Below are 24,795 nucleotides of genomic sequence, written 5' to 3'. Positions count from 1 at the left end.
GCGCTGCTACCCTTTTTTTTCTGGAGTTTATTATGTCAATAGACTGGAACTGGGGCATATTTCTGCAACAAGCCCCGTTCGGCAACACCACTTATCTGGGCTGGCTGTGGAGCGGCTTTCAGGTTACCGTCGCCCTGTCGGTTTCCGCCTGGATTATCGCTTTCCTGGTAGGCTCTCTTTTTGGCATTCTGCGTACCGTCCCCAACCGTTTTCTTTCTGGTATTGGCACGCTGTATGTTGAGCTTTTCCGTAACGTCCCGCTGATTGTGCAGTTTTTTACCTGGTATCTGGTGGTACCGGAACTGCTGCCAGAAAATCTTGGGATGTGGTTCAAATCTGAACTGGATCCGAACATTCAGTTCTTTCTCTCTTCATTGTTCTGTCTGGGGCTGTTTACCGCCGCCCGTGTGTGTGAACAGGTACGCGCTGCGATTCAGTCGCTGCCACGCGGGCAAAAAAATGCCGGGCTGGCGATGGGGCTGACGCTGCCGCAAACCTACCGCTATGTGCTGCTGCCAAACGCTTATCGCGTGATTGTGCCACCCATGACGTCCGAAATGATGAACCTGGTGAAAAACTCCGCCATCGCCTCGACCATCGGTCTGGTGGATATGGCGGCGCAAGCGGGCAAACTGCTGGATTACTCCGCGCACGCCTGGGAATCGTTTACCGCCATTACGCTGGCCTATGTGTTCATTAACGCTGTGATTATGCTGGTGATGAATCTGGTTGAACGCAAGGTTCGCCTGCCTGGCAATCTGGGAGGCAAATAATGTACGAGTTTGACTGGAGTTCCATTGTTCCCTCCATGCCGTATCTGCTGGCAGGGCTGGTGATCACCCTGAAAATTACCGTGACGGCAGTGATTATCGGCATCGTCTGGGGCACGCTGCTGGCTGTCATGCGGCTGTCGACCTTCCTGCCGCTGGCGTGGTTTGCCAAAGCGTACGTTAACGTATTCCGCTCAGTCCCTCTGGTAATGGTATTGCTGTGGTTTTACCTGATAGTGCCGGGTTTCCTGCAAAACGTGCTCGGACTGTCACCGAAAACCGATATCCGCCTGATTTCCGCAATGGTGGCGTTTTCAATGTTTGAAGCCGCCTATTATTCCGAAATCATCCGCGCGGGGATCCAGAGCATTTCCCGTGGGCAGTCGAGCGCGGCACTGGCGCTGGGGATGACACACTGGCAGTCAATGAAACTCATTATTCTGCCGCAGGCGTTCCGCGCCATGGTGCCATTGCTGCTCACGCAGGGCATCGTACTGTTCCAGGATACCTCACTGGTTTATGTATTGAGCCTGGCGGACTTTTTCCGTACCGCCTCCACCATTGGCGAACGTGACGGCACCCAGGTCGAAATGATCCTCTTTGCAGGCGCCGTGTACTTTGCCATCAGTTTAAGCGCATCGCTGTTGGTCAGCTGGTTGAAGAAAAGGACAGTGTAATGATTACCCTGAAAAATGTTTCTAAATGGTATGGTCACTTTCAGGTGCTGACCGACTGCTCCACAGAAGTCAAAAAAGGTGAAGTAGTGGTGGTTTGCGGGCCTTCCGGCTCCGGTAAATCGACCCTGATTAAAACCGTTAACGGCCTCGAACCGGTGCAAAAAGGCGAAATCGTGGTCAACGGCACCAAAGTGAACGATAAGAAAACCAACCTCGCAGAGCTGCGTTCCCACGTCGGGATGGTTTTTCAGCACTTCGAGTTGTTCCCGCACCTGTCGATCATTGAAAACCTGACGCTGGCGCAGGTAAAAGTGTTGAAACGCAACAAAGCCTCCGCGCGTGAAAAAGGGCTAAAACTGCTGGAGCGCGTGGCCTGTCAGCACATGCGAATAAATACCCGGCACAGTTGTCGGGCGGCCAGCAGCAGCGTGTGGCGATTGCCCGTGCGCTGTGTATGGATCCGGTTGCGATGCTGTTTGACGAACCGACTTCCGCACTCGACCCGGAAATGATCAACGAAGTGCTGGACGTCATGGTTGAACTGGCGCAGGAAGGAATGACGATGATGGTGGTAACGCACGAAATGGGCTTCGCCCGTAAAGTGGCAAACCGCGTGATCTTTATGGATGAAGGTAAGATCGTGGAAGACTCTGAAAAAGAGGCTTTCTTCGCTAATCCGAAATCGGAGCGCGCAAAAGATTTCCTCGCCAAAATTCTGCACTAATTCACCCTGTCGGCGCGCACTTCCAGAGTGCGCGCCACGTCACGCTTTCCGTTCTGTTTTCTCGTCTGTCCTACTCGCTGGCGTTACCCTTGTCACAAATTCCCTCTATAAGGAGCCGCTATGACGCAGCCCATTCTTCTTGACTGCGATCCGGGGCACGACGACGCGATCGCCATGGTGCTCGCCCTCGCATCGCCAGAACTTGATGTCAAAGCCATTACCTCATCCGCCGGTAACCAGACGCCCGATAAAACCCTGCGCAACGTACTGCGGATGCTGACGCTGCTAAAACGTACGGATATTCCGGTAGCTGGTGGAGCGGTAAAACCACTGATGCGCGAACTGATCATCGCTGACAATGTGCACGGCGAAAGTGGTCTTGATGGTCCGACGCTGCCGGAACCCGGCTTTGCGGCTCAACAGTGTACCGCCGTTGAGCTGATGGCAAAGGTGTTACGTGAAAGCCCGATACCCGTCACGATCGTGGCGACCGGCCCGCAGACGAACGTCGCGCTGCTGCTGAATAGTCATCCTCAATTACACCGCAACATTGCTCGCATCGTGATCATGGGCGGCGCGATAGCGCCCGGTAACTGGACACCGGCGGCGGAGTTCAATATTTTCGTTGACCCGGAAGCGGCGGAGATCGTCTTTCAGTCGGGGATCCCTGTCGTCATGGCAGGTCTCGACGTCACGCACAAAGCGCAGATCCACCGGGAAGATATCGAACGTTTTCGCGCCATTGGCAACAAAGTCTCGACCATCGTTGCTGAACTGCTGGATTTCTTTATGGAGTACCACAAGCAGGAGAAATGGGGATTCACTGGCGCGCCGCTGCATGATCCATGCACCATCGCCTGGCTGCTTAAGCCGGAGATATTCACCACCGTTGACCGCTGGGTTGGCGTTGAAACCCAGGGGAAATATACCCAGGGCATGACAGTGGTGGATTACTTCTTCCTCACCCAAAACCGCCCCAACGCCACGGTGATGATTGACATCGACCGCCAGGCGTTTGTCAGTCTGCTGGCGGAACGACTGGCGTTTTACCATTAAGGTTCAAACGGACGGCGCTGAAACTGATCGTGTCCGCATTTCGGGCACAACGGCAGCACGTCCGGGGTATAAATCGCCAGATGGTAATGGCATTTTTCACACACCAGATTTCCAAGTCCAACGACTTCGCCGCTATGGTAGACGCCGTGATGATTGAGATCCTGGAAAACCTCGCGCCATTCAAGCTGTGTTTTGTCAGTGATGTCCGCCAGCTCCTGCCAGAGACTCTCTTTGATGACCCGCATAAACACGCTGTCATTGAGTTCGTCCTGGCTCTCTTCATAGCTGCGGGCGAACTCTTCAAGATCACGGCGCACAGCGCGCGTCACCTCTTCAATTTCGGTACGCGTTAACTCCCCGGTTTGACTGACCCGTACGCGCGCCTGTTCCACCAGCGCGTCGATGTCACGCTCTCCGTTGCGTAAACGCTCGGTCAGCGACGTGACCAGTTCGCGATAATATTGAGCAACCTTGTTCATTGTTTCGTCTCCTGGGTCGTTAACTCTCTCTAATGATAGACCTTATTTGCTCAGTGCTGTGTCAGCCAGACCACAGACCCGGTAAATAAACGCCAGCGCTTAATGTGTGAAAGGCTGTTTTGCCGTGGACGTTTGGGCTATGCTATGCGGATCTGAAATAACACATCCATTGGCTACGTTTGTAGCTGTATTGAAAACAGGACCACTGGCTGCCATGCAAGAGCAATACCGCCCGGAAGAGATAGAATCGAAAGTCCAGCAACACTGGGATGAGAAGCGCACATTTGAAGTTACTGAAGACAACAGCAAAGAGAAATACTATTGCCTGTCGATGCTCCCCTATCCTTCTGGTCGACTACACATGGGCCACGTGCGTAACTACACCATCGGTGATGTGATCGCGCGTTATCAGCGCATGCTGGGAAAAAACGTTCTGCAGCCTATCGGCTGGGATGCGTTCGGTCTGCCGGCAGAAGGTGCTGCGGTGAAGAACAACACCGCGCCAGCGCCGTGGACCTACGACAATATCGCCTACATGAAAAACCAGCTCAAAATGCTGGGCTTCGGTTATGACTGGAGCCGCGAGCTGGCAACCTGTACCCCGGAATATTACCGTTGGGAACAGAAATTCTTTACCGAGCTGTATAAGAAAGGCCTGGTCTACAAAAAAACCTCGGCGGTGAACTGGTGCCCGAACGACCAGACTGTTCTTGCGAACGAACAGGTTATCGACGGCTGCTGCTGGCGCTGCGACACCAAAGTCGAGCGTAAAGAGATCCCGCAGTGGTTTATCAAAATCACCGCTTACGCGGACGAACTGCTCAATGATCTGGATAACCTGGATCACTGGCCAGACACCGTTAAAACCATGCAGCGCAACTGGATCGGCCGTTCTGAAGGGGTTGAAATCTCGTTTGACGTGACCGGTTATGCCGACAAGCTCACCGTCTACACCACCCGTCCGGACACCTTCATGGGTTGTACCTACCTGGCGGTTGCCGCGGGTCATCCGCTGGCGCAACAGGCGGCAGCGAACAATCCTGAGCTGGCGGCATTTATCGACGAATGCCGTAACACTAAAGTGGCCGAAGCCGATATGGCGACTATGGAGAAGAAAGGCATCGACACCGGGTTTAAAGCGATTCATCCGCTGACCGGCGAAGCCATTCCGGTATGGGCCGCTAACTTCGTGCTGATGGAATACGGCACTGGCGCAGTGATGGCCGTTCCAGGCCATGATCAGCGCGACTACGAATTTGCCAGCAAATACGGTCTGTCCATCAAACCGGTCATTCTGGCGGCAGACGGCTCTGAACCGGATCTCTCCGAACAGGCGCTGACCGACAAAGGCACGCTGTTTAATTCCGGCGAGTTCAGCGGTCTGTCTTATGAAGACGGTTTCAACGCTATTGCCGATAAACTGGCGTCAATGGGCGTCGGTGAGCGCAAAGTCAACTTCCGTCTGCGTGACTGGGGCGTGTCCCGTCAGCGTTACTGGGGCGCGCCAATCCCGATGGTCACCCTGGAAGATGGCACCGTGATGCCAACACCGGAAGATCAACTGCCGGTGATCCTGCCGGAAGACGTGGTGATGGACGGCATTACCAGCCCGATCAAAGCGGATCCGCAGTGGGCAAAAACCACTGTTAACGGCAAGCCTGCCCTGCGTGAAACTGACACCTTCGACACCTTTATGGAGTCCTCCTGGTACTATGCGCGCTACACCTGCCCACAGTACAACGAAGGGATGCTCGATTCCGACGCCGCCAACTACTGGCTGCCGGTCGATATTTACATCGGCGGTATCGAACACGCCATCATGCACCTGCTCTATTTCCGCTTCTTCCACAAGTTGATGCGCGATGCCGGCATGGTGAACTCTGACGAGCCGGCGAAACAGCTGCTCTGTCAGGGCATGGTGCTGGCGGACGCGTTTTATTACGTCGGCGAAAGCGGCGAGCGTAACTGGGTTTCCCCGGTGGATGCCATCATTGAGCGCGACGACAAAGGCCGCATCGTGAAAGCGAAAGATGCCGCAGGTCACGAGCTGGTTTATACCGGCATGAGCAAAATGTCGAAGTCGAAAAACAACGGCATCGACCCGCAGGTAATGGTTGAGCGTTACGGCGCGGATACCGTGCGTCTGTTCATGATGTTCGCCTCGCCGGCAGATATGACGCTGGAATGGCAGGAATCCGGTGTGGAAGGCGCAAACCGCTTCCTGAAACGCGTCTGGAAACTGGTCTACGAGCACACCGCGCTCGGTCCGGTCGCGCCACTGAATGTTGCCGCGCTGACGGAAGACCAAAAAGCGCTGCGTCGTGACGTCCATAAAACGATTGCCAAAGTGACCGATGATATCGGCCGCCGTCAGACCTTCAACACCGCGATTGCGGCGATCATGGAGCTGATGAACAAGCTGGCGAAAGCACCTCAGGAAGGTGAGCAGGATCGTGCTTTGATCCGCGAAGCGTTACTGGCGGTGGTTCGCATGCTCAACCCGTTCACCCCGCACGTCAGCTTTACGCTGTGGCAGGAACTGGGTGGTGAAGGCGATATCGACCACGCACCGTGGCCGGTTGCTGATGAAAAAGCGATGGTGGAAGACAGCACGCTGGTCGTCGTCCAGGTGAACGGTAAAGTACGTGGTAAAATTACCGTTCCGGTGGATGCCACCGAAGAACAGGTTCGTGAACGTGCGGGCCAGGAACATCTGGTCGCGAAATATCTTGACGGTGTTACCGTGCGTAAAGTGATTTACGTACCGGGTAAACTGCTCAACCTGGTCGTTGGCTAAGCGCGGGAGGAAGCGTGCGATATCTGGCAACATTATTGTTATCCCTGACGGTGCTGGTCACCGCCGGGTGTGGCTGGCACCTGCGTAGTACCACGCAGGTACCGGAGACGATGAAAACCATGATTTTCCAGTCTGGCGACCCCAATGGCCCGTTAAGCCGTTCGGTGCGTAACCAGCTGCGTCTGAATGGCGTAGAACTGGTGGATGGCAGCACCCTGCGCAAGGACATTCCGTCCCTGCGTCTGCTCGGATCCACCATCAGCAAAGATACTGCGTCCATTTTCCAGGATGGTCGTACGGCGGAATATCAGATGGTGCTGACGGTCAACGCCAGCGTACTCATCCCGGGTCATGACATCTACCCGATCAACACCAAGGTTTATCGTTCTTTCTTCGATAACCCGCAAACAGCGCTGGCAAAAGACGCCGAACAGAGCCTGATCATTCAGGAAATGTACGACAAGGCCGCTGAGCAATTAATTCGTAAGCTACCAAGCGTACGGGTTGCTGATGTTCAGGAAACGAAAAACGACACCACGCCGGTGACGACTACCGAAGAAACGTCATCCGACTCCCGTGTCTCCACAACGCTGGGTAACTGATGATTCGGTTGTACCCGGAACAACTCCGCGCGCAGCTCACCGAAGGGCTGCGCGCGGCGTATCTGCTGTTGGGCAATGATCCGCTACTGTTGCAGGAAAGTCAGGACGCGGTCCGTCAGGCGGCTGCGGCGCAGGGGTTCGAAGAACATCACACCGTCAGCATTGATGCCAGCACCGACTGGAGCGCCCTTTTCTCGCTCTGCCAGGCAATGAGCCTGTTCGCCAGCCGACAAACCATCCTGCTGCTGCTACCGGAAAACGGCACTAACGCCGCCATCAATGAACAACTCGCCACGCTGACCGGTCTGCTGCATGACGATCTGCTGCTGATCTGTCGCGGCAACAAGTTCACGAAAGCGCAGGAAAATGCCGCATGGGTGACGCAACTGGCTAACCGCTCGGTAATGATTACCTGCCAGACGCCAGAGCAGGCGCAACTGCCAAAATGGCTGGCTGCACGCGCCCGTCAGCTCAATCTACAACTTGATGACGCGGCCAGTCAGTTGTTGTGTTACTGCTATGAAGGCAACCTGCTGGCGCTGTCGCAGGCGCTGGAACGGCTGGCACTGCTGTGGCCTGACGGCAAGCTGACACTGCCGCGCGTCGAAAAGGCAGTAAACGACGCCGCACATTTCACCCCCTTCCACTGGCTTGATGCGTTGCTCGCCGGGAAAAGCAAACGGGCGCTGCATATTCTTCAACAGCTTCGTCTGGAAGGCAGCGAGCCGGTGATTCTGTTACGCACGCTGCAGCGGGAACTGCTGATGCTGGTTACGATCAAACGCCAGTCCGCACAGATGCCGTTGCGCACCCTGCTCGACAAGCATCGCGTCTGGCAGAATCGACGACCGCTCATCACCGAGGCGCTGAATCGTCTGAGTGCGGCTCAACTGCGACAAGCCGTGACACTGCTGAGCCGTACCGAGTTAATGCTGAAAAAAGACTACGGTCAGTCCGTCTGGGCTGAGCTGGAAAGCCTTTCTCTGCTACTCTGTCATAAGGCACTGGCTGACGTATTTATTGATGGATGATATGACATCGTTGCAGGCAATTTATGGTGGCACCTTTGATCCGGTGCATTACGGGCATCTGAAACCCGTCGAAATTCTGGCAAACCAGATCGGTCTGTCGAAAGTGATCATTATCCCCAACAATGTACCGCCACACCGCCCACAGCCGGAAGCGAGCAGCGAACAGCGCAAGCGAATGGTCGAACTGGCGATTGCCGATAAGCCCTTGTTTGTCCTCGATGAACGCGAACTGAAACGCGATGCGCCTTCCTGGACCGCGCTGACATTAAAAGAGATGCGAGCGGAAGTCGGGCCGCAAAAACCGCTGGCATTTATCATCGGCCAGGATTCGCTGTTGAACTTCCCCACATGGCACCAGTACGACACCATCCTCGACAACGCGCACCTGATCGTCACTCGTCGTCCCGGCTATCCGTTAGAGATGGCAGAAGAACAGCATCAGCGGTGGCTGGAAAATCACCTGACGTGGGATATCGAAAACCTGCACTCGCTTCCTGCCGGTAAAATCTATCTGGCGGAAACGCCGTGGTTTGATATCTCCGCCACCATCATCCGTGAACGCCTGGAGCGTGGGGAGCCCTGCGACGATCTGCTGCCTGAAGCAGTGCTGGAGTACATTCACCAGCAAGGTCTGTATCAGGCCGGGTAACGATGAAACTCTGGCTGGTTCGACACGGTGAAACGGAGGCCAACGTCGCTGGCGTATACAGCGGCCATGCTCCCACGTCGCTGACACCACGTGGCATCCGACAGGCGGAAACGCTCGCCACGTTGCTCCGGCAAGTGCCTTTTGACATCGTGTTATGCAGCGAGCTGGAGCGCGCGCAACATACCGCCAGGCTGGTACTCGTCGGGCGCGAGGTACCGATGCTCACCACGCCACTACTGAATGAAATGTTTTTTGGCGACTGGGAACTGCGTCACCATCGCGATCTCACCGTCGAAGATAGCGAGAATTACGCCGCGTGGTGCGCCGACTGGCAACATGCCACGCCTACCAATGGCGAAGGGTTTCAGGCTTTTTCTCATCGCGTGCAGGAATGCCTTACGCTGCTTCACGAGCATCACCACCATCAGCACATTCTGGTCGTTAGCCATCAGGGCGTGTTAAGCCTGATGACAGCCCTGCTGCTCGGGCTTCCGGCAGCAGGGATGTGGCACTTTCCTGTCGACCAGGGCGCCTGGAGTTTGTTTGATGTAAGGGATGATTTTATCTCGCTTCAGGTGCTTAATAGTCGTGCAATTTACGAGAAAGCATCGGGATAACTCTATTTTCTTTCCTCACCCGCCCTCAGACCATTGACACGCCGGGACAGGCTGCTATTCTCCGCAGCCAGACAGCGCTTCCCGGCAGGTTTACAGAAATTGTTTTACAAAAATGGCGATGCAATCCCCGACGATGAATGGGATGATAGCGCGCCTTAAACCTGTCTGGTGACATTTGTCCCGACATCATCGTCAGTTCGGGTATACTATCTGGCTGTTTATCGTTATTAATTTTCACGCACCCAGGGGGAACACTTGCAGGGTAAAGCACTCCAGGATTTTGTAATCGACAAAATTGATGACCTGAAAGGTCAGGACATCATCGCCTTAGACGTTCACGGCAAATCCAGCATCACTGACTGTATGATTATCTGCACCGGCACGTCTTCACGCCACGTGATGTCTATTGCCGATCATGTTGTTCAGGAATCCCGCGCTGCGGGCATGCTGCCGCTCGGTGTGGAAGGCGAAAATGCCGCCGACTGGATTGTAGTCGATTTAGGCGATGTGATTGTCCATGTTATGCAGGAAGAAAGCCGTCGCCTGTATGAACTGGAAAAACTCTGGGGTTAATGCGTGAAACTGCAACTGGTGGCGGTTGGCACCAAAATGCCGGACTGGGTCCAGACAGGATTTACTGAATATCTGCGGCGTTTCCCTAAAGATATGCCATTTGAACTGGTGGAGATCCCCGCCGGTAAACGCGGCAAGAACGCAGATATCAAACGCATTCTTGATAAAGAGGGCGAACTGATGCTGGCCGCCGCAGGCAAAAACCGCATCGTCACCCTCGATATTCCAGGCAAACCCTGGGATACGCCGCAGCTGGCGCTGGAGCTGGAGCGCTGGAAACAGGATGGCCGCGACGTCAGTCTGCTGATTGGCGGTCCTGAAGGGCTATCTCCCGCCTGTAAAGCCGCGGCAGAACAAAGTTGGTCTCTCTCCGCCCTGACGCTGCCACACCCGCTGGTTCGGGTTCTGGTCGCGGAAAGCCTTTACCGGGCGTGGAGCATTACCACCAACCACCCTTACCACCGCGAGTAATGATGACCAGGGTAGATTAAGCAGCGGATGAAACTACAGAATTCTTTTCGCGACTATACGGCTGAGTCCGCGCTGTTTGTGCGCAGGGCGCTGGTCGCCTTTACGGGGATTTTGCTGCTTACTGGCGTGCTGATTGCCAACCTCTATAATCTGCAGATTGTCCGTTTCACTGATTACCAGACCCGTTCGAACGAAAACCGCATAAAACTGGTTCCCATCGCGCCAAGTCGCGGCATTATTTACGATCGTAACGGCACGCCGCTGGCACTCAACCGCACCATCTATCAGCTGGAGATGATGCCGGAAAAAGTCGATAACGTGCAGGACACCCTAGATGCACTACGCAGCGTCGTAGAGCTGAGCGATGATGACATCGCCGCGTTCAAAAAAGAGCGCGCACGTTCACATCGTTTTACCTCGATCCCGGTGAAAACCAACCTGACGGAAGTGCAGGTGGCGCGTTTTGCGGTCAATCAATACCGTTTCCCGGGCGTGGAAGTGAAAGGTTATAAACGCCGCTTTTATCCGTATGGCTCCGCCCTTACCCATGTCATTGGCTACGTCTCTAAAATTAATGATAAAGACGTCGAACGTCTGGATAAAGACGGCAAACTGGCCAACTATGCGGCGACGCACGACATCGGGAAACTGGGCATCGAACGCTATTACGAAGATGTGCTGCACGGACAGACCGGCTACGAAGAAGTTGAAGTTAACAACCGCGGGCGCGTCATTCGCCAGCTCAAAGAAGTACCGCCGCAGGCCGGGCATGATATTTATCTGACGCTCGATCTAAAATTACAGCAATACATTGAAACCCTGCTGGCAGGCAGTCGTGCGGCCGTGGTCGTGACGGATCCGCGTACCGGTGGGATCCTGGCGCTGGTTTCTATGCCCAGCTATGACCCGAACCTGTTCGTTGACGGCATCTCCAGCAAGGATTATTCCGGCCTGCTGAATGACCCGAATACCCCACTGGTGAACCGTGCAACGCAGGGGGTCTATCCGCCGGCATCTACCGTGAAACCATTTGTCGCCGTTTCAGCGCTGAGCGCCGGTGTGATCACCCGCAACACCAGTTTGTTCGATCCCGGCTGGTGGCAGTTGCCGGGCTCAGAGAAACGCTACCGCGACTGGAAAAAATGGGGCCATGGTCACCTGAACATCACCAAATCATTAGAAGAATCGGCAGATACCTTCTTCTATCAGGTGGCCTATGATATGGGCATCGACCGGCTCTCGCAGTGGATGGGCAAGTTTGGCTACGGTCATTACACTGGCATCGATCTCTCCGAAGAGCGTTCCGGGAACATGCCAACCCGCGAATGGAAACAAAAACGTTTTAAAAAGCCGTGGTACCAGGGTGATACCATTCCGGTCGGGATCGGCCAGGGCTACTGGACCGCCACACCAGTTCAGATGAACAAGGCGCTGATGATCCTCATTAATGATGGGGTAGTGAAAGTACCGCATCTGCTGATGAGCACCGTGGAAGAAGGCAAAAAAGTGCCATGGTCGCAGCCGCACGAAACGCCGGTGGGTGATATCCACTCCGGTTTCTGGGAGATCGCCAAAGACGGCATGTTCGGCGTGGCTAACAGGGGGAACGGAACGGCGCACAAATACTTTGCTGGCGCGCCCTACAAAGTGGCGGCAAAATCCGGGACTGCGCAAGTCTTCGGCCTGAAGGCAAACGAAACCTATAACGCGCACAAGATTGCTGAACGACTGCGTGACCACAAACTGATGACCGCTTTCGCACCCTACGATAACCCGCAGGTCGCGGTAGCGATGATTCTGGAGAACGGCGGTGCAGGTCCGGCGGTTGGGACGATTATGCGTCAGATCCTCGATCACATCATGCTTGGCGATAACAACACGGTTCTGCCTGCGGAAAATCCGGCAGTATCGGCAGCGGAGGACCAATAATCATGACGGATAACCCGAACAAAAAATCGTTCTGGGATAAAGTCCATCTCGATCTGGCAATGCTGCTGATCCTGCTGGCGCTGCTGGTCTACAGCGCGCTGGTGATCTGGAGCGCCAGCGGCCAGGACATCGGGATGACGGAGCGTAAGATAGGCCAGATCACCATGGGTCTGGTGATCATGGTGGTGATGGCGCAAATCCCGCCGCGCGTGTATGAGGGTTGGGCACCGTGGCTGTATATCGTCTGTATTATTCTGCTGGTCGCCGTGGATGCGTTTGGCGCTATCTCAAAAGGCGCACAGCGCTGGCTGGATCTGGGCATTGTTCGCTTCCAGCCTTCGGAAATTGCCAAAATCGCCGTGCCGCTGATGGTGGCGCGCTTTATCAACCGTGATGTCTGCCCGCCGTCGCTGAAAAATACCGGTATCGCACTGGTGCTGATTTTCCTGCCAACGCTGCTGGTGGCGGCGCAGCCAGACCTCGGAACGTCAATCCTCATCGCGCTCTCCGGCCTGTTTGTGCTGTTTCTTTCCGGGTTGAGCTGGCGACTGATTGCCATCGCGGTGGTGCTTATAGCGGCATTCATCCCGATCCTGTGGTTCTTCCTGATGCATGATTACCAGCGTCAGCGTGTGATGATGCTCCTCGACCCGGAAACCGATCCGCTCGGCGCGGGCTATCATATTATTCAGTCGAAAATCGCTATCGGCTCTGGCGGTCTGCGCGGCAAAGGCTGGCTGCATGGGACACAGTCGCAGCTGGAATTTTTACCTGAACGACATACCGACTTTATTTTCGCTGTCCTTGCAGAAGAGCTGGGGTTGATTGGCATTCTGATCCTGCTGGCGCTGTATGTCCTGCTTATCATGCGCGGGCTGTGGGTCGCCGCGCAGGCGCAAACCACCTTTGGCCGGGTAATGGCAGGTGGCTTGATGTTGATTTTATTCGTTTATGTCTTCGTAAATATTGGTATGGTGAGTGGTATCCTGCCAGTGGTTGGCGTTCCGCTGCCGCTGGTGAGCTACGGGGGGTCTGCCCTGATAGTGCTCATGGCCGGGTTTGGTATCGTAATGTCGATCCATACCCACAGGAAAATGTTGTCGAAAAGCGTGTAAGGGGTGCGCAATGCGTAAGCTTTGGATTGGAGTCTGCATCGCCGCAGGTGTGCTGGCGGGTTGTACGAGCGATGATGGTCAGCAACAGACCGTCACTACGCCGCAACCGGCTGTGTGTAATGGCCCGGTCGTAGAAATCGGCGGCGCCGACCCCCGTTTTGAACCGCTGAACGCCACCGCGAATCAGGATTACGAGCGCGACGGCAAGCGCTACAAAATCGTTCAGGATCCGTCCCGCTTCAGTCAGGCGGGTTTCGCCGCGATTTATGATGCTGAGCCTGGCAGCAATCTGACCGCGAGCGGTGAAGCGTTTGATCCGATGCAACTGACAGCGGCGCATCCGACACTACCGATCCCGAGCTATGCCCGTATTACCAACCTGGCAAACGGTCGTATGCTGGTGGTACGCATCAATGATCGCGGCCCGTACGGCAATGATCGCGTGATTTCGCTGTCCCGTGCCGCCGCCGATCGCCTGAATACTTCCAATAACACCAAAGTGCGGATCGACCCGATTATCGTGGCGCAGGATGGATCGCTTTCCGGTCCAGGCATGGCCTGTACGACAGTCGCTAAACAGACTTATGCCCTTCCCTCCCGCCCTGACCTGAGCGGTGGTATGGGAAGCGCGACCTCCGCGCCGCAGATGCAAACGCCCGATACCGACGTGCGCGCCATCAGCAACAATACACTGAAACCGGAAGATGCCACCGGCGCACCCGTGAGTAGTGGCGGATTTTTAGGCGCAGCCACGCCCCTTAACAATGGCGTGCTGGAGAGCAGCGAACCTGCAACGCCCGCGCAACCCGCCATGCAGAATGCCCCAGTGACAGCACCCGGCTCCGTCCAGGGTAGCATTGCCGCCACGCCCGCGCCTGCAACAGCACCGGCTGCCAGCACAGCCAGCGGCGATTTTGTGGTACAGGTGGGCGCCGTGAGCGATCAGACCCGTGCGCAGCAGTACCAGCAGCGTCTCAGCCAGCAATTTTCTGCGCCTGGCCGCGTCACGCAAAATGGCGCGGTCTGGCGTATACAGCTCGGGCCCTTCAGCAGCAAAGCGGAAGCCACCACGCTTCAGCAGCGCCTGCAAAATGAAGCTCAGCTGCAATCGTTTATCACGCGGGCCAACTAAACCCCAGTGAAGGCAAGTATCTCATTGTCAATGCATGTAAATGTCGTTAACAAAGTCATGCGTAATGTCAGATGTTTGCCCCTGGTGTATTTGTTATAGTTAGGCACTTTTTTAACTCCATCACGGATGTCGTTGTTCAGACCATGAAGACCACTTTTTCTGCTCGTTTACTCATTACGGCGCTCTCCGTCGCAGCACTCTCTTCCGCTGCCCGCGCTGATGACCTGAATATTAAAACTATGATCCCGGGCGTTCCGCAGATTGACGCGGAATCCTACATCCTCATCGATTACAACTCAGGTAAAGTGCTGGCCGAGCAGAATGCGGATGCCCGTCGCGACCCTGCCAGCCTCACCAAAATGATGACCAGCTACGTTATTGGTCAGGCCATGAAAGCCGGTAAGTTCAAAGATACCGATCTGGTAACCGTCGGCACTGACGCCTGGGCTACGGGTAACCCGGTATTCAAAGGTTCTTCCCTGATGTTCCTGAAACCAGGCATGCAGGTGCCGGTATCACAATTGGTGCGCGGTATTAACCTGCAATCCGGCAACGATGCCTGCGTGGCGATGGCAGACTACGTAGCAGGCAGCCAGGACGCGTTCGTTGGGCTGATGAACAGCTATGTGAACGCGCTGGGTCTGAAGAACACCCATTTCCAGACTGTTCACGGCCTCGATGCTGACGGGCAATACAGTTCGGCGCGTGATATGGCGACCATTGGTCAGGCGCTGATCCGTGATGTACCGAACGAATACGCCATCTACAAAGAGAAAGAGTTCACCTTTAACGGCATCCGCCAGCTGAACCGTAATGGTCTGCTGTGGGATAACAGTCTGAAAGTGGATGGCATTAAAACCGGCCACACAGACAAAGCCGGTTTTAACCTGGTCGCCTCCGCGACAGAAGGCCAGATGCGTCTGATTTCCGCCGTGATGGGCGGTCATACCTTTAAAGGCCGTGAAACAGAAAGCAAAAAACTGCTGACCTGGGGCTTCCGTTTCTTTGAAACTGTGAGTCCGCTGAAAGCCGGTAAAGAGTTCGCCTCCGAGCCCGCCTGGTTTGGCGACAGCGATCGCGCTTCCCTTGGCGTCGATAAAGATCTGTATCTGACGATACCGCGCGGACGGATGAAAGATCTCAAAGCCAGCTATGTACTGAACACAGCTGAGCTGCACGCGCCGCTGCAGAAAAACCAGGTCGTTGGTACCATCAACTTCCAGTTGGATGGTAAAACCATCGATCAGCGTCCACTGGTGGTGTTGCAGGAAATCCCGGAAGGAAACTTCTTCGGCAAAATCATTGATTACATTAAGTTAATGTTCCACCACTGGTTTGGCTAATAATTGCACACTTGAAAGTGTGATTTACGTCCCCATATACTAACTATCAATATCACTACTCCCTGTTTTTGCGCAGTGCGCGAAAGCAGGGAGTCGTTTTTTATACCACCCGGAGCTGACATGAAAACCAAACTTAACGAACTGCTTGAATTCCCTACTCCATTTACTTACAAAGTGATGGGGCAGGCGTTGCCTGAGCTGGTTGATCAGGTGGTGGAAGTGGTGCAGCGCCATGCGCCAGGTGATTACTCCCCGCAGGTAAAACCCAGCAGCAAAGGCAATTACCACTCGGTCTCCATCACCATCACGGCAACACATATTGAGCAGGTCGAAGCGCTGTACGAAGAGTTAGGCAATATCGACATTGTTCGTATGGTGCTGTAATGCCTCTGTTACCCGGTCCGCCGGGTAACCGCCCTCCCCGCTGTGTTATACTCCCCGCCATCTGATTTTCCTTCTCTGCGGAGATGCTGTAGTGGATCACTCTAAAATTCTCATCCGCCAACTCGGCCTGCAACCTTATGAACCCGTTTCTCAGGCGATGCATGATTTCACCGATCGTCGCGATGAAACCACACTGGATGAAATCTGGCTGGTGGAACATCTTCCGGTCTTTACGCAAGGACAGGCAGGTAAAGCAGAGCATGTCCTCACCCCGGGCGATATCCCGGTAATTCAAAGCGATCGAGGAGGTCAGGTCACCTACCACGGCCCCGGACAGCAGGTGATGTATGTCTTACTGAACCTCAAACGTCGCAAACTGGGTGTTCGCGAACTGGTGACTCTGCTCGAGCAAACCGTGGTCCATACCCTGGCTGAATACGGCGTAGACGCCCATCCTCGCGCTGATGCACCTGGGGTTTACGTGGGTGAAAAGAAAATCTGCTCGTTGGGATTGCGGATCCGTAAAGGGTGTTCATTTCACGGCCTGGCGCTAAATATCGCCATGGATTTATCGCCATTTTTGCGTATCAACCCGTGCGGGTATGCCGGAATGGAGATGACGCAATTGCAACAGTGGTATCCTGAAGCCACTGTTGAGAATATTGCACCCGTATTGGTTTCTAATTTGTTAGCCTTGCTAAACAATCCGGCGCATGAATATATCCTTGCTTAATATATAACTCCACAAGGCCCGGTAATTTTCCGTACCGGGCCTTGTTTAACATGTCACCTCTTTACTTCCTGTCAGAGTTTCTATATTTTTCCTTTCTGCGATAGTTTCGCTAAACGTGCGTTTTTGTTTTTTTTGCTGTCCGTTAATCACCTGTATCGTGTATATATTCATATACATAATGCATTGACAAACAACAAAAAACAGCTAATGGCTGATAGCTTCATCTGAAAAAAGAAAATAACAAACAGGGATCCTAAACTATCATTCATATTGTGAGTGAATATGGAGCAAGAGCGTGGAATATAACGATTTACCGGCAAGCCAAATTAGTCAGCAACGCGAAAACGACACGCCACAAATCTTTCGGACATTGCGCAATATTGACCTTAATTTATTGACGATTTTTGAGGCCGTATATGTCCACAAGGGTATTGTCAACGCTGCGAAAATTCTGAATCTTACCCCTTCAGCAATTAGCCAGTCGATCCAGAAACTACGTACGATATTTCCTGACCCTCTTTTTATCCGTAAGGGCCAGGGCGTGACGCCAACGGCCTATGCCTCGCATCTTCACGAATATATCAGCCAGGGACTGGAATCCATTCTGGGCGCGCTTGATTTAACCGGCTGCTACGACAAACAACGCACCATTACCATCGGCACACCGCCGTCAATTGGTTCCGTCATCATGCCCCGCATCTACCAGGTGGTAAAGCAGCACTTTCCCCAATTGCTGATCCGTAACATTCCGGTGGTTGATGCATCCAGTCAACTGGGTCAGTTTCAGACGGATTTGATCATCGACAGTCATGTCCATACCGCCCGGACACTCAGCCACCACGTGCTGTTCCGCGACAACATCGTTCTGGCCTGCCGGGACAACCATCCATTGATGAAAAGCCCGATCACGGCCGAAACCCTTGGCGACTGGGAATATACGATGCTAATGACTGAAGGGCATGCGCTTGCCCATCTTCAGAAGCGGCTGTATGACATGTTCCCCAACCGACAGATCAACTTCAGCAGTTACAATTTATTCACCACAGCGGCGCTGATCGGCAGCAGCGATTTACTTGGACTGATGCCAGGGCGGTTTTTCAGCATTGCGGCACTTTGCTGGCATTTAAAAGCCCTCGACTACGCCCCGCTTCAGGAAGAACAAATTGAATTTTCATTGCATTACAACAAACTCAGCTTACGCGATCCGATACTGCAAAATTTAATCAGCGTGATTCGCCAGGCATTTTCGTAACAGGTCATTCCGGGGCGAGCCAGCCTGAGACCGGCAGGCTAAATAGCATTAATCAACAATTATTTTACAATTTGGTGCGCGCTCAGGCTGCTTTATTACCCGTTTCAATGATATACTGCCTGTCATTAATTCAAAAATAGTTGATAAATACAACATTTCCTTGAATTGAAACGCTTTCCTTCTGTTACTCGCAACTGGAACACGCACGCTATGAGTAAACCCATTGTGATGGAACGCGGTGTTAAATACCGCGATGCCGATAAAATGGCCCTTATCCCGGTTAAAAACGTGGTCACTGAACGAGAAGCTCTGCTGCGCAAACCGGAATGGATGAAAATTAAGCTTCCGGCGGACTCTTCCCGTATCCAGGGTATCAAAGCAGCAATGCGCAAAAACGGCCTGCACTCCGTCTGCGAAGAGGCCTCCTGCCCTAACCTTGCTGAATGTTTCAATCACGGTACAGCCACCTTTATGATCCTCGGGGCAATCTGCACCCGTCGTTGCCCGTTCTGCGATGTCGCCCATGGCCGCCCTGTTGCGCCGGACGCTAACGAACCGCAGAAACTGGCGCAGACCATCGCCGATATGGCACTGCGTTATGTGGTGGTAACCTCTGTTGACCGTGATGATTTACGTGATGGCGGCGCGCAACATTTCGCTGACTGCATCACGGCCATCCGCGAGAAAAACCCGTCGATTAAAATCGAGACACTGGTCCCGGACTTCCGTGGCCGTATGGATCGTGCGCTGGAAATCCTCACCGCGACCCCACCAGACGTCTTCAACCACAACCTGGAGAACGTGCCACGCCTGTACCGTCAGGTTCGTCCGGGAGCGGATTACGCCTGGTCGCTGAAGCTGCTGGAACGCTTTAAAGAAGCGCACCCGGAGATCCCGACCAAATCCGGTCTGATGGTCGGTCTGGGTGAAACCAATGAAGAGATCATTGACGTGATGCGTGATCTGCGCCGTCATGGCGTCACTATGCTGACGCTGGGCCAGTATCTGCAGCCGAGCCGTCACCACCTGCCGGTGCAACGCTACGTCAGCCCGGACGAGTTCGATGAAATGAAAGCGGAAGCGCTGGCGATGGGCTTTACCCATGCGGCCTGCGGCCCGTTTGTGCGTTCGTCCTACCACGCCGACCTGCAGGCGAAAGGCGAAGAAGTGAAGTAACCTCGTTACATCTGTTTACAGATCTTATAAAAAAACCGGCACATGTGCCGGTTTTTCTGTCTCTGCGAGCCGCTCAATGGGTTGTGGTTACTCTTTATGAGCAATCTTTTCCGCCGGAGCCGCTTGCTCTGTGCTCTGTTTCGCCGTGGTTTCATCGTCATTCATGGCTTTTTTGAAGCCTTTAATGGCAGACCCAAGGTCTCCGCCCAGCGTACGTAATTTTTTAGTACCAAACACCAGGATAATCAGTGCCGCCACAACCAGCAGTTTGGTAATACTAATCTCACCCATAGATACCTTCTTCAATAAACAGGCTGCATAACGCGCCATTAACCCATAACCTATTAACGGTCATTTGACGCATACACACAATAGCAATCTGTAACAAGGTGAATCAAGCGTTGTTTAAAATAACATCACAATAGTTGCGGTGGCGCAAAACGGCGGTTCTGTAGCACCGGCAATTTGCTCCGTATCTGCAACAAATGCTCGTGGTTGACCTCAGCGTAAATGACCTGTTGATGGTCAGATGCCCCGGCAAGCGTCACTCCCAGAGGGTCAACGATCCGGCTCAGACCAATATTACGGCTTCCGCATTCGCCCGATGCCACCATGAAGCAGGTGGTATCCAGCGCCCGGGCTGCAATCAGCGTCGACCAGTGATGTTCTTTTAGCGGTCCCCGCACCCAGGCAGCCGGCAGCGCCAGCAGTTCAGCGCCCTGCAAGGCCAGCGCGAGCGCCAGTTCCGGGAAACGTAAGTCATAACAGGTCATCAGACCGACCCGCAGGTCTTCCACCTCAATCAGTGGCGGGAGCTGATGGCCGGCATCGACCAGACGCGACTCCTGAATATTAAACGCATCGTAGAGATGGAGCTTCTCATAGTGAGCAATCACCTCGCCACCACGCAGCGCCACCAGCGTATTAACCGCGCGCCCTGCTGATGACGGCACATGAAGAGTCAGAACCGTGGTCATGGCGTTACGACGGCTCTCCGCTCTAAGCAGCGACAGAAAACCCCCATCCAGGGTTTGCGCGGATTTTACCGATAAATCAGGATCGTCATCCGCCCTGGCCAGCAGCGCCTCTGGCAAAACCAGCAAGGCAGCGTTATGTTGCGCCGCTTCCTGCATCAAGGCCACACAGCTTTCGGCATTTCGCTCCCAGTCAGGAGTGACGATGAATTGTCCCGCAGCGACTATCATGTTCTGACTCTCATTGTGTTATCCCGTAGCCAGAGACTGAACTCTGACGGTAAACTTAACCCTTTCTCTTTTGATAGCAGGAAATCGCAGTGTTACAAATCCTTTTCGCAGTATTTATTGGTGGTGGTACGGGAAGTGTGATGCGCTGGTTGTTAGGAATGCGTTTAAATCCCCTGCACTCTGCGGTTCCGGTCGGAACGCTGACGGCAAACCTGTTGGGGGCATTTATCATTGGCGCCGGACTCGCGTGGTTTAACCGGGCGACGGGAATTGATCCAATGTGGAAATTATTGATCACTACTGGCTTTTGTGGAGGCTTAACGACGTTCTCCACCTTTTCTGCGGAGGTGGTTTTCCTGCTGCAGGAGGGACGCTTTGGCTGGGCGATGATTAACGTTGCCGTAAACCTGTTGGGCTCGTTCGCCATGACCGCTGCGGCGTTCTGGCTCTTCTCCAGCCGATGAGCAGACATAAAAAAACCCGCTCAGGGAGCGGGTTTTGGAATTCAGCTATCGTAATGCTTACAGAGCAGTTACGTTTGCAGCAGAAGGACCTTTGGCACCGTTAGTGATTTCGAACTCTACACGCTGACCTTCAGCCAGAGTTTTGAAGCCGTTGGTCTGGATTGCAGAGAAGTGTACGAACACGTCTTTGCTACCATCTTCAGGAGTAATGAAACCGAATCCTTTGGACTCATTAAACCACTTAACGTTACCTTTAATCTTAGACATCAATATTACCTTTACATGAAAATAGACACAAATGCTGTGTCGGGTACCAGTACAACAATTGTGGTGGCTTTTGTCCAGCGTAAGTTTGCTAAAAAGTGATAAAAGTCTCTAACTTTTCACTTGAGCAGACATTACTCCTTGTTTTGCAACGTCAGAAATGACTTATGACGTTTCTGAATATCCGTATGCAAAATTTAAAACTGAAAGCGCACCCAGGCAAAGTACACGTTGCCGTTATTATAGGTTCCAGGAATATAGGTCATCTGGAATGTCGCCGGGCCATAGCCCACGGAAGCTAACGGGAGAACTAAGGGCACCGGGATGTAATGCCAGTTATCGCGTGCGGTGACGCCGATGGTATAGCCCAGACCGAGGTGGAAATTATCATCACTCAGCGGTCGCCAGGTTTTTTCCCAGCCGTAGCCGCCAATCGGTTCCCATTTGTTGTAGGAGTCTTTGAACGCCATCAGGTACAGGCCGTGCCAGTTACCTTTCTCATCCCAGCGGGACTGACCAAAACCCGCTCCCCAGGGACGCTCGTTATACCTGTCCGTCTTTTCTTTATCGTACGCAAAGCGGGCATGCCAGGTAATCGCGGGAACATAAAGTTCGTAATGCTGCGGGTCGTTCCACGTTTGCGCAATGTTATCGCTAAGGGTGTTATATCCATCGCGGACCGTTGCTGTAAACGAGGCATGCGCAACCGATGAAAACAGCACAGCACCCGACAGCATCAGAAAGAATGAAAAAACTCGTTTAATACTAACCACGTTATTATTACCACTTCCATTTACTGAGCTGGTTACGATAGCGAAGATAATATTAATAGCGCCTTAACAACATCAGATTTTATCCCAATTTCGCCGAAAAATCGGGTAAATCGCTGATTACATTTTAAGTTCTCGCCTAAGAAAGGTGTGACACCTCAGTTTTAATACACACGCCAGCGAACCAATCTTCCATTTTCTTGATTTTCGTCAGCACGTTTTGCCCATATTTTCGGCAGATTGCATCTCTTCATTTCTTGAACAACTTCTCTTGCAGAACATTCTTTGGGAACGGTGATAATAATGTTAATGATAATGGTTGAACTCCTGATCGGGGTTCTGGTGGTAGCGGGTGTGGCCCGTTATATCATCAAAGGATATTCCGCCACAGGGGTCCTGTTTGTTGGCGGTTTGTTATTACTGATCGTCAGTGCCTTAATGGGGCATAAGATTTTACCGTCAAGTAACACCAGCACCGGTTACTCAGCAACGGACATCGTTGAATACGTTAAAATCCTGCTGATGAGCCGCGGCGGCGATCTCGGCATGATGATTATGATGCTGTGTGGTTTTGCCGCCTATATGACGCATATCGGCGCCAATGACATCGTCGTTAAGCTGGCCTCAAAACCCCTTCGCTATATCAACTCACCTTACCTGCTGATGATTGCGGCGTACTTCGTGGCCTGCCTGATGTCGCTGGCGGTCTCTTCCGCTACCGGCCTCGGTGTGTTGTTAATGGCAACGCTGTTCCCGGTGATGGTCAATGTGGGTATCAGCCGCGGCGCGGCAGCGGCTATCTGTGCCTCGCCGGCAGCGATTATTCTTGCCCCGACCTCTGGCGACGTGGTGCTGGCTGCACAGGCGGCAGAAATGCCGTTAATTGATTTTGCCTTCAAAACCACCCTGCCCATCTCCATTGCAGCGATTATCTGCATGGCGATCGCTCACTTTTTCTGGCAGCGCTATCTGGATAAAAAAGAAAACGCTGCACATGAAATGCTGGACGTGAATGAAATCACCACCACCGCCCCGGCGTTTTACGCCATTCTGCCGTTTACGCCCATCATCGGCGTGCTGATTTTTGACGGCAAATGGGGTCCGGAACTGCACATCATCACGATTCTGGTCATCTGCATGCTGCTGGCGGCGGTGCTGGAATTTGTTCGCGGTTTCGACACGCAGAAGGTGTTTGCTGGTCTGGACGTGGCGTACCGCGGCATGGCAGATGCTTTCGCCAACGTAGTGATGCTGCTGGTCGCGGCGGGCGTCTTTGCTCAGGGTCTGAGCACAATCGGCTTCATCGACAGTCTGATCGCCATCGCCACCTCCTTTGGCTCGGCAAGTATCATTCTGATGCTGGTGCTGGTCATTCTGACCATGCTGGCCGCTGTCACCACCGGTTCGGGTAACGCGCCTTTCTATGCATTTGTCGAGATGATCCCGAAACTGGCGCAGTCGTCCGGTATCAACCCGGCTTACCTGTCCATTCCGATGCTGCAGGCGTCAAATCTTGGTCGCACCATTTCCCCGGTTTCGGGCGTCGTGGTTGCGGTCGCCGGTATGGCGAAAATCTCGCCGTTTGAAGTGGTCAAGCGCACCTCGGTGCCGGTGCTGGTTGGTCTGATGGTGGTGATTATCGCAACAGAAATTCTGGTACCTTCCGCCAGAGTCCTGTAACGCGGGGATTGATGAAAAGGCGCCTGTGGGCGTCTTTTTTATGCTTTAATTAGTTGCAGAAATCAATCAACACAAAATCATCAGGAATACAAATGTTCAGGAAGGATATTGTTGCCTGCGCCGCGACCGTCGCTGCGGTTCTCTGTGCGCTCAGCGCGACTGCCGCCCCGCTTACTGCCACCCGTTACGCTGATTTCGATCGCTACGTTCTGGCACTCTCCTGGCAAACCGGCTTTTGTCAGAGCCAACATAACATGAATCGTGATGCGCCCGCCGAATGCCAGTCGCAACGAGAACAAAAAGATAAAACCCGCCATCTCACGGTTCACGGATTGTGGCCTGGCCTGCCCAAATCCATTGCCTCGCGTGGCGTCGACGAACGTCGCTGGATGCGTTTTGGTTGCGCGACGCGCCCGATCCCCAACATGCCGGAAGCCCGCGCCAGCCGAAAATGCGCGGCAGCGGAAACCGGCCTGTCGCTGGAGATGGCCAATCAACTCAACAACGTGATGCCAGGCGCGGGCGGAAATTCCTGCCTTGAACGTTATGAATATGCCAAACACGGCGTCTGTTTTGGCTTCGATCCGGATGCCTACTTCGGCACCATGGTACGGCTGAACGGAGAAGTCCGGCAGAGCGCGGTGGGTCAGTTCCTTGCCGACAACTATGGCAAAACGGTCAGTCGCAACGATTTTAACGCAGCGGTAGCGAAAAGCTGGGGTAAAGAGAGCGTCAGTGCGTTTAAATTAACCTGTGACGGCAACCCCGCCTGGCTCACGGAAGTGCAAATCTCCATCAAAGCCAGTGCCATCAACGCCCCGCTGAGCCGCGACGGGTTGCTGCGACAACCGCACCCAGGCAACTGCGGCAAGCAGTTTATCATCGATAAAGCGGGTTACTAA

The 24,795-nt window shown here is 53.8% G+C and carries 26 protein-coding genes and 1 pseudogene; 22 read left to right on the top strand and 5 right to left on the bottom strand.

Translation table 11 applies throughout. The features are described 5' to 3' along the window. Nucleotides 1–32 precede the first annotated feature (32 nt). The 4 genes and pseudogenes from GTGU_RS16655 (at nt 33) to rihA (ending at nt 3,227) form a co-directional block, all read left to right on the top strand. Nucleotides 33–773, top strand: a complete 741-nt coding sequence (locus GTGU_RS16655) for an amino acid ABC transporter permease (RefSeq protein ID WP_038159528.1) — start codon at nt 33–35, stop codon at nt 771–773. After that, complete coding sequence (gene gltK, locus GTGU_RS16650) at nt 773–1,447, top strand: glutamate/aspartate ABC transporter permease GltK (protein ID WP_038159525.1); 675 nt, start codon at nt 773–775, stop codon at nt 1,445–1,447. Before GTGU_RS16655 ends, gltK begins: the two co-directional genes overlap by 1 nt. Continuing rightward, nucleotides 1,447–2,171: pseudogene (locus GTGU_RS16645) on the top strand (amino acid ABC transporter ATP-binding protein). The gene gltK and the pseudogene GTGU_RS16645 overlap by 1 nt, the downstream one beginning before the upstream one ends. 120 nt (nt 2,172–2,291) lie before the next feature. Beyond that, nucleotides 2,292–3,227 carry a pyrimidine-specific ribonucleoside hydrolase RihA gene (rihA, locus tag GTGU_RS16640; RefSeq protein WP_038159522.1) on the top strand — a complete coding sequence of 312 codons (936 nt, stop codon included), beginning with the start codon at nt 2,292–2,294 and terminating at the stop codon, nt 3,225–3,227. On the opposite strand, the gene GTGU_RS16635 is transcribed toward rihA, so the two are convergent. Beyond that, nucleotides 3,224–3,706, bottom strand: coding sequence for a zinc ribbon-containing protein (locus GTGU_RS16635; RefSeq protein WP_038159519.1), 483 nt, complete (start codon nt 3,704–3,706; stop codon nt 3,224–3,226). The genes rihA and GTGU_RS16635 overlap by 4 nt on opposite strands. A 214-nt stretch (nt 3,707–3,920) precedes the next feature. Here GTGU_RS16635 and leuS point away from each other — a divergent pair, with 214 nt between their 5' ends. From leuS to lipA, 15 genes are all read left to right on the top strand, one after another. Beyond that, nucleotides 3,921–6,503, top strand: coding sequence for a leucine--tRNA ligase (gene leuS, locus GTGU_RS16630; protein WP_156964200.1), 2,583 nt, complete (start codon nt 3,921–3,923; stop codon nt 6,501–6,503). Nucleotides 6,504–6,517: 14 nt separating this feature from the next. Beyond that, nucleotides 6,518–7,105, top strand: coding sequence for an LPS assembly lipoprotein LptE (gene lptE / locus GTGU_RS16625; RefSeq protein ID WP_038159513.1), 588 nt, complete (start codon nt 6,518–6,520; stop codon nt 7,103–7,105). Next, entirely contained in the window at nt 7,105–8,136 is a 1,032-nt protein-coding gene (gene holA / locus GTGU_RS16620) for a DNA polymerase III subunit delta (RefSeq protein WP_038159510.1), read from the top strand. The genes lptE and holA overlap by 1 nt, the downstream gene beginning before the upstream one ends. Beyond that, entirely contained in the window at nt 8,129–8,785 is a 657-nt protein-coding gene (gene nadD / locus GTGU_RS16615) for a nicotinate-nucleotide adenylyltransferase (protein ID WP_038159508.1), read from the top strand. The genes holA and nadD overlap by 8 nt, the downstream gene beginning before the upstream one ends. 2 nt (nt 8,786–8,787) lie before the next feature. Further along, nucleotides 8,788–9,402 carry an adenosylcobalamin/alpha-ribazole phosphatase gene (locus tag GTGU_RS16610; RefSeq protein WP_038159506.1) on the top strand — a complete coding sequence of 205 codons (615 nt, stop codon included), beginning with the start codon at nt 8,788–8,790 and terminating at the stop codon, nt 9,400–9,402. A gap of 255 nt (nt 9,403–9,657) precedes the next feature. Next, nucleotides 9,658–9,975, top strand: coding sequence for a ribosome silencing factor (gene rsfS / locus GTGU_RS16605; protein WP_038159504.1), 318 nt, complete (start codon nt 9,658–9,660; stop codon nt 9,973–9,975). A 3-nt stretch (nt 9,976–9,978) separates the two neighbouring features. Then, the gene (gene rlmH, locus GTGU_RS16600) at nt 9,979–10,446 is read left to right on the top strand and encodes a 23S rRNA (pseudouridine(1915)-N(3))-methyltransferase RlmH (RefSeq protein ID WP_038159501.1); all 468 of its coding nucleotides are present in this window, start codon (nt 9,979–9,981) and stop codon (nt 10,444–10,446) included. Nucleotides 10,447–10,473: 27 nt separating this feature from the next. Continuing rightward, on the top strand, nt 10,474–12,375 hold the full coding sequence (gene mrdA, locus GTGU_RS16595) for a peptidoglycan DD-transpeptidase MrdA (protein WP_038159498.1): 1,902 nt from the start codon (nt 10,474–10,476) through the stop codon (nt 12,373–12,375). 2 nt (nt 12,376–12,377) lie between these two features. Continuing rightward, nucleotides 12,378–13,490: a peptidoglycan glycosyltransferase MrdB gene (mrdB, locus tag GTGU_RS16590; RefSeq protein ID WP_038159495.1), complete on the top strand. Its 1,113-nt coding sequence runs from the start codon at nt 12,378–12,380 to the stop codon at nt 13,488–13,490. Nucleotides 13,491–13,500: 10 nt separating this feature from the next. Beyond that, nucleotides 13,501–14,622, top strand: coding sequence for an endolytic peptidoglycan transglycosylase RlpA (gene rlpA / locus GTGU_RS16585; RefSeq protein WP_038159492.1), 1,122 nt, complete (start codon nt 13,501–13,503; stop codon nt 14,620–14,622). A gap of 143 nt (nt 14,623–14,765) precedes the next feature. Next, nucleotides 14,766–15,965, top strand: a complete 1,200-nt coding sequence (gene dacA, locus GTGU_RS16580) for a D-alanyl-D-alanine carboxypeptidase DacA (protein WP_038159489.1) — start codon at nt 14,766–14,768, stop codon at nt 15,963–15,965. Nucleotides 15,966–16,085: 120 nt separating this feature from the next. Beyond that, complete coding sequence (ybeD, locus tag GTGU_RS16575) at nt 16,086–16,349, top strand: DUF493 family protein YbeD (RefSeq protein WP_038159486.1); 264 nt, start codon at nt 16,086–16,088, stop codon at nt 16,347–16,349. A 91-nt stretch (nt 16,350–16,440) separates the two neighbouring features. Then, the gene (gene lipB, locus GTGU_RS16570; RefSeq protein WP_038159484.1) at nt 16,441–17,082 is read left to right on the top strand and encodes a lipoyl(octanoyl) transferase LipB; all 642 of its coding nucleotides are present in this window, start codon (nt 16,441–16,443) and stop codon (nt 17,080–17,082) included. Between the two features lie 295 nt (nt 17,083–17,377). Further along, complete coding sequence (locus GTGU_RS16565; protein ID WP_038159481.1) at nt 17,378–18,334, top strand: YbeF family transcriptional regulator; 957 nt, start codon at nt 17,378–17,380, stop codon at nt 18,332–18,334. Nucleotides 18,335–18,544: 210 nt separating this feature from the next. Next, entirely contained in the window at nt 18,545–19,510 is a 966-nt protein-coding gene (lipA, locus tag GTGU_RS16560; RefSeq protein WP_038159478.1) for a lipoyl synthase, read from the top strand. A gap of 87 nt (nt 19,511–19,597) precedes the next feature. Here lipA and tatE read toward each other — a convergent pair whose 3' ends face one another. Both tatE and GTGU_RS16550 read right to left on the bottom strand, forming a co-directional pair. Next, on the bottom strand, nt 19,598–19,801 hold the full coding sequence (gene tatE / locus GTGU_RS16555) for a twin-arginine translocase subunit TatE (RefSeq protein ID WP_038159475.1): 204 nt from the start codon (nt 19,799–19,801) through the stop codon (nt 19,598–19,600). Between the two features lie 125 nt (nt 19,802–19,926). Then, nucleotides 19,927–20,715, bottom strand: coding sequence for a deaminated glutathione amidase (locus tag GTGU_RS16550; protein WP_038159472.1), 789 nt, complete (start codon nt 20,713–20,715; stop codon nt 19,927–19,929). Between the two features lie 89 nt (nt 20,716–20,804). Between GTGU_RS16550 and crcB the strand changes: the two genes are divergently transcribed. Beyond that, on the top strand, nt 20,805–21,179 hold the full coding sequence (crcB, locus tag GTGU_RS16545) for a fluoride efflux transporter CrcB (RefSeq protein ID WP_038159469.1): 375 nt from the start codon (nt 20,805–20,807) through the stop codon (nt 21,177–21,179). Nucleotides 21,180–21,236: 57 nt separating this feature from the next. On the opposite strand, the gene cspE is transcribed toward crcB, so the two are convergent. Together cspE and pagP are read right to left on the bottom strand one after the other, a co-directional pair. Continuing rightward, nucleotides 21,237–21,446, bottom strand: a complete 210-nt coding sequence (gene cspE / locus GTGU_RS16540; RefSeq protein WP_000034826.1) for a transcription antiterminator/RNA stability regulator CspE — start codon at nt 21,444–21,446, stop codon at nt 21,237–21,239. A 194-nt stretch (nt 21,447–21,640) separates the two neighbouring features. Then, entirely contained in the window at nt 21,641–22,180 is a 540-nt protein-coding gene (gene pagP, locus GTGU_RS16535) for a lipid IV(A) palmitoyltransferase PagP (RefSeq protein ID WP_038159461.1), read from the bottom strand. A gap of 342 nt (nt 22,181–22,522) precedes the next feature. Between pagP and dcuC the strand changes: the two genes are divergently transcribed. Beyond that, on the top strand, nt 22,523–23,893 hold the full coding sequence (gene dcuC, locus GTGU_RS16530; protein WP_425427481.1) for an anaerobic C4-dicarboxylate transporter DcuC: 1,371 nt from the start codon (nt 22,523–22,525) through the stop codon (nt 23,891–23,893). A 92-nt stretch (nt 23,894–23,985) separates the two neighbouring features. After that, the gene (gene rna, locus GTGU_RS16525; protein WP_038159455.1) at nt 23,986–24,795 is read left to right on the top strand and encodes a ribonuclease I; all 810 of its coding nucleotides are present in this window, start codon (nt 23,986–23,988) and stop codon (nt 24,793–24,795) included.

The organism is Trabulsiella guamensis ATCC 49490 (genome assembly GCF_000734965.1).
Taxonomy (GTDB): Bacteria; Pseudomonadota; Gammaproteobacteria; order Enterobacterales; family Enterobacteriaceae; genus Trabulsiella; species Trabulsiella guamensis.
Note: the sequence above shows the minus strand (reverse complement) of the source record. Positions and strands in the feature narration are given on the sequence as shown.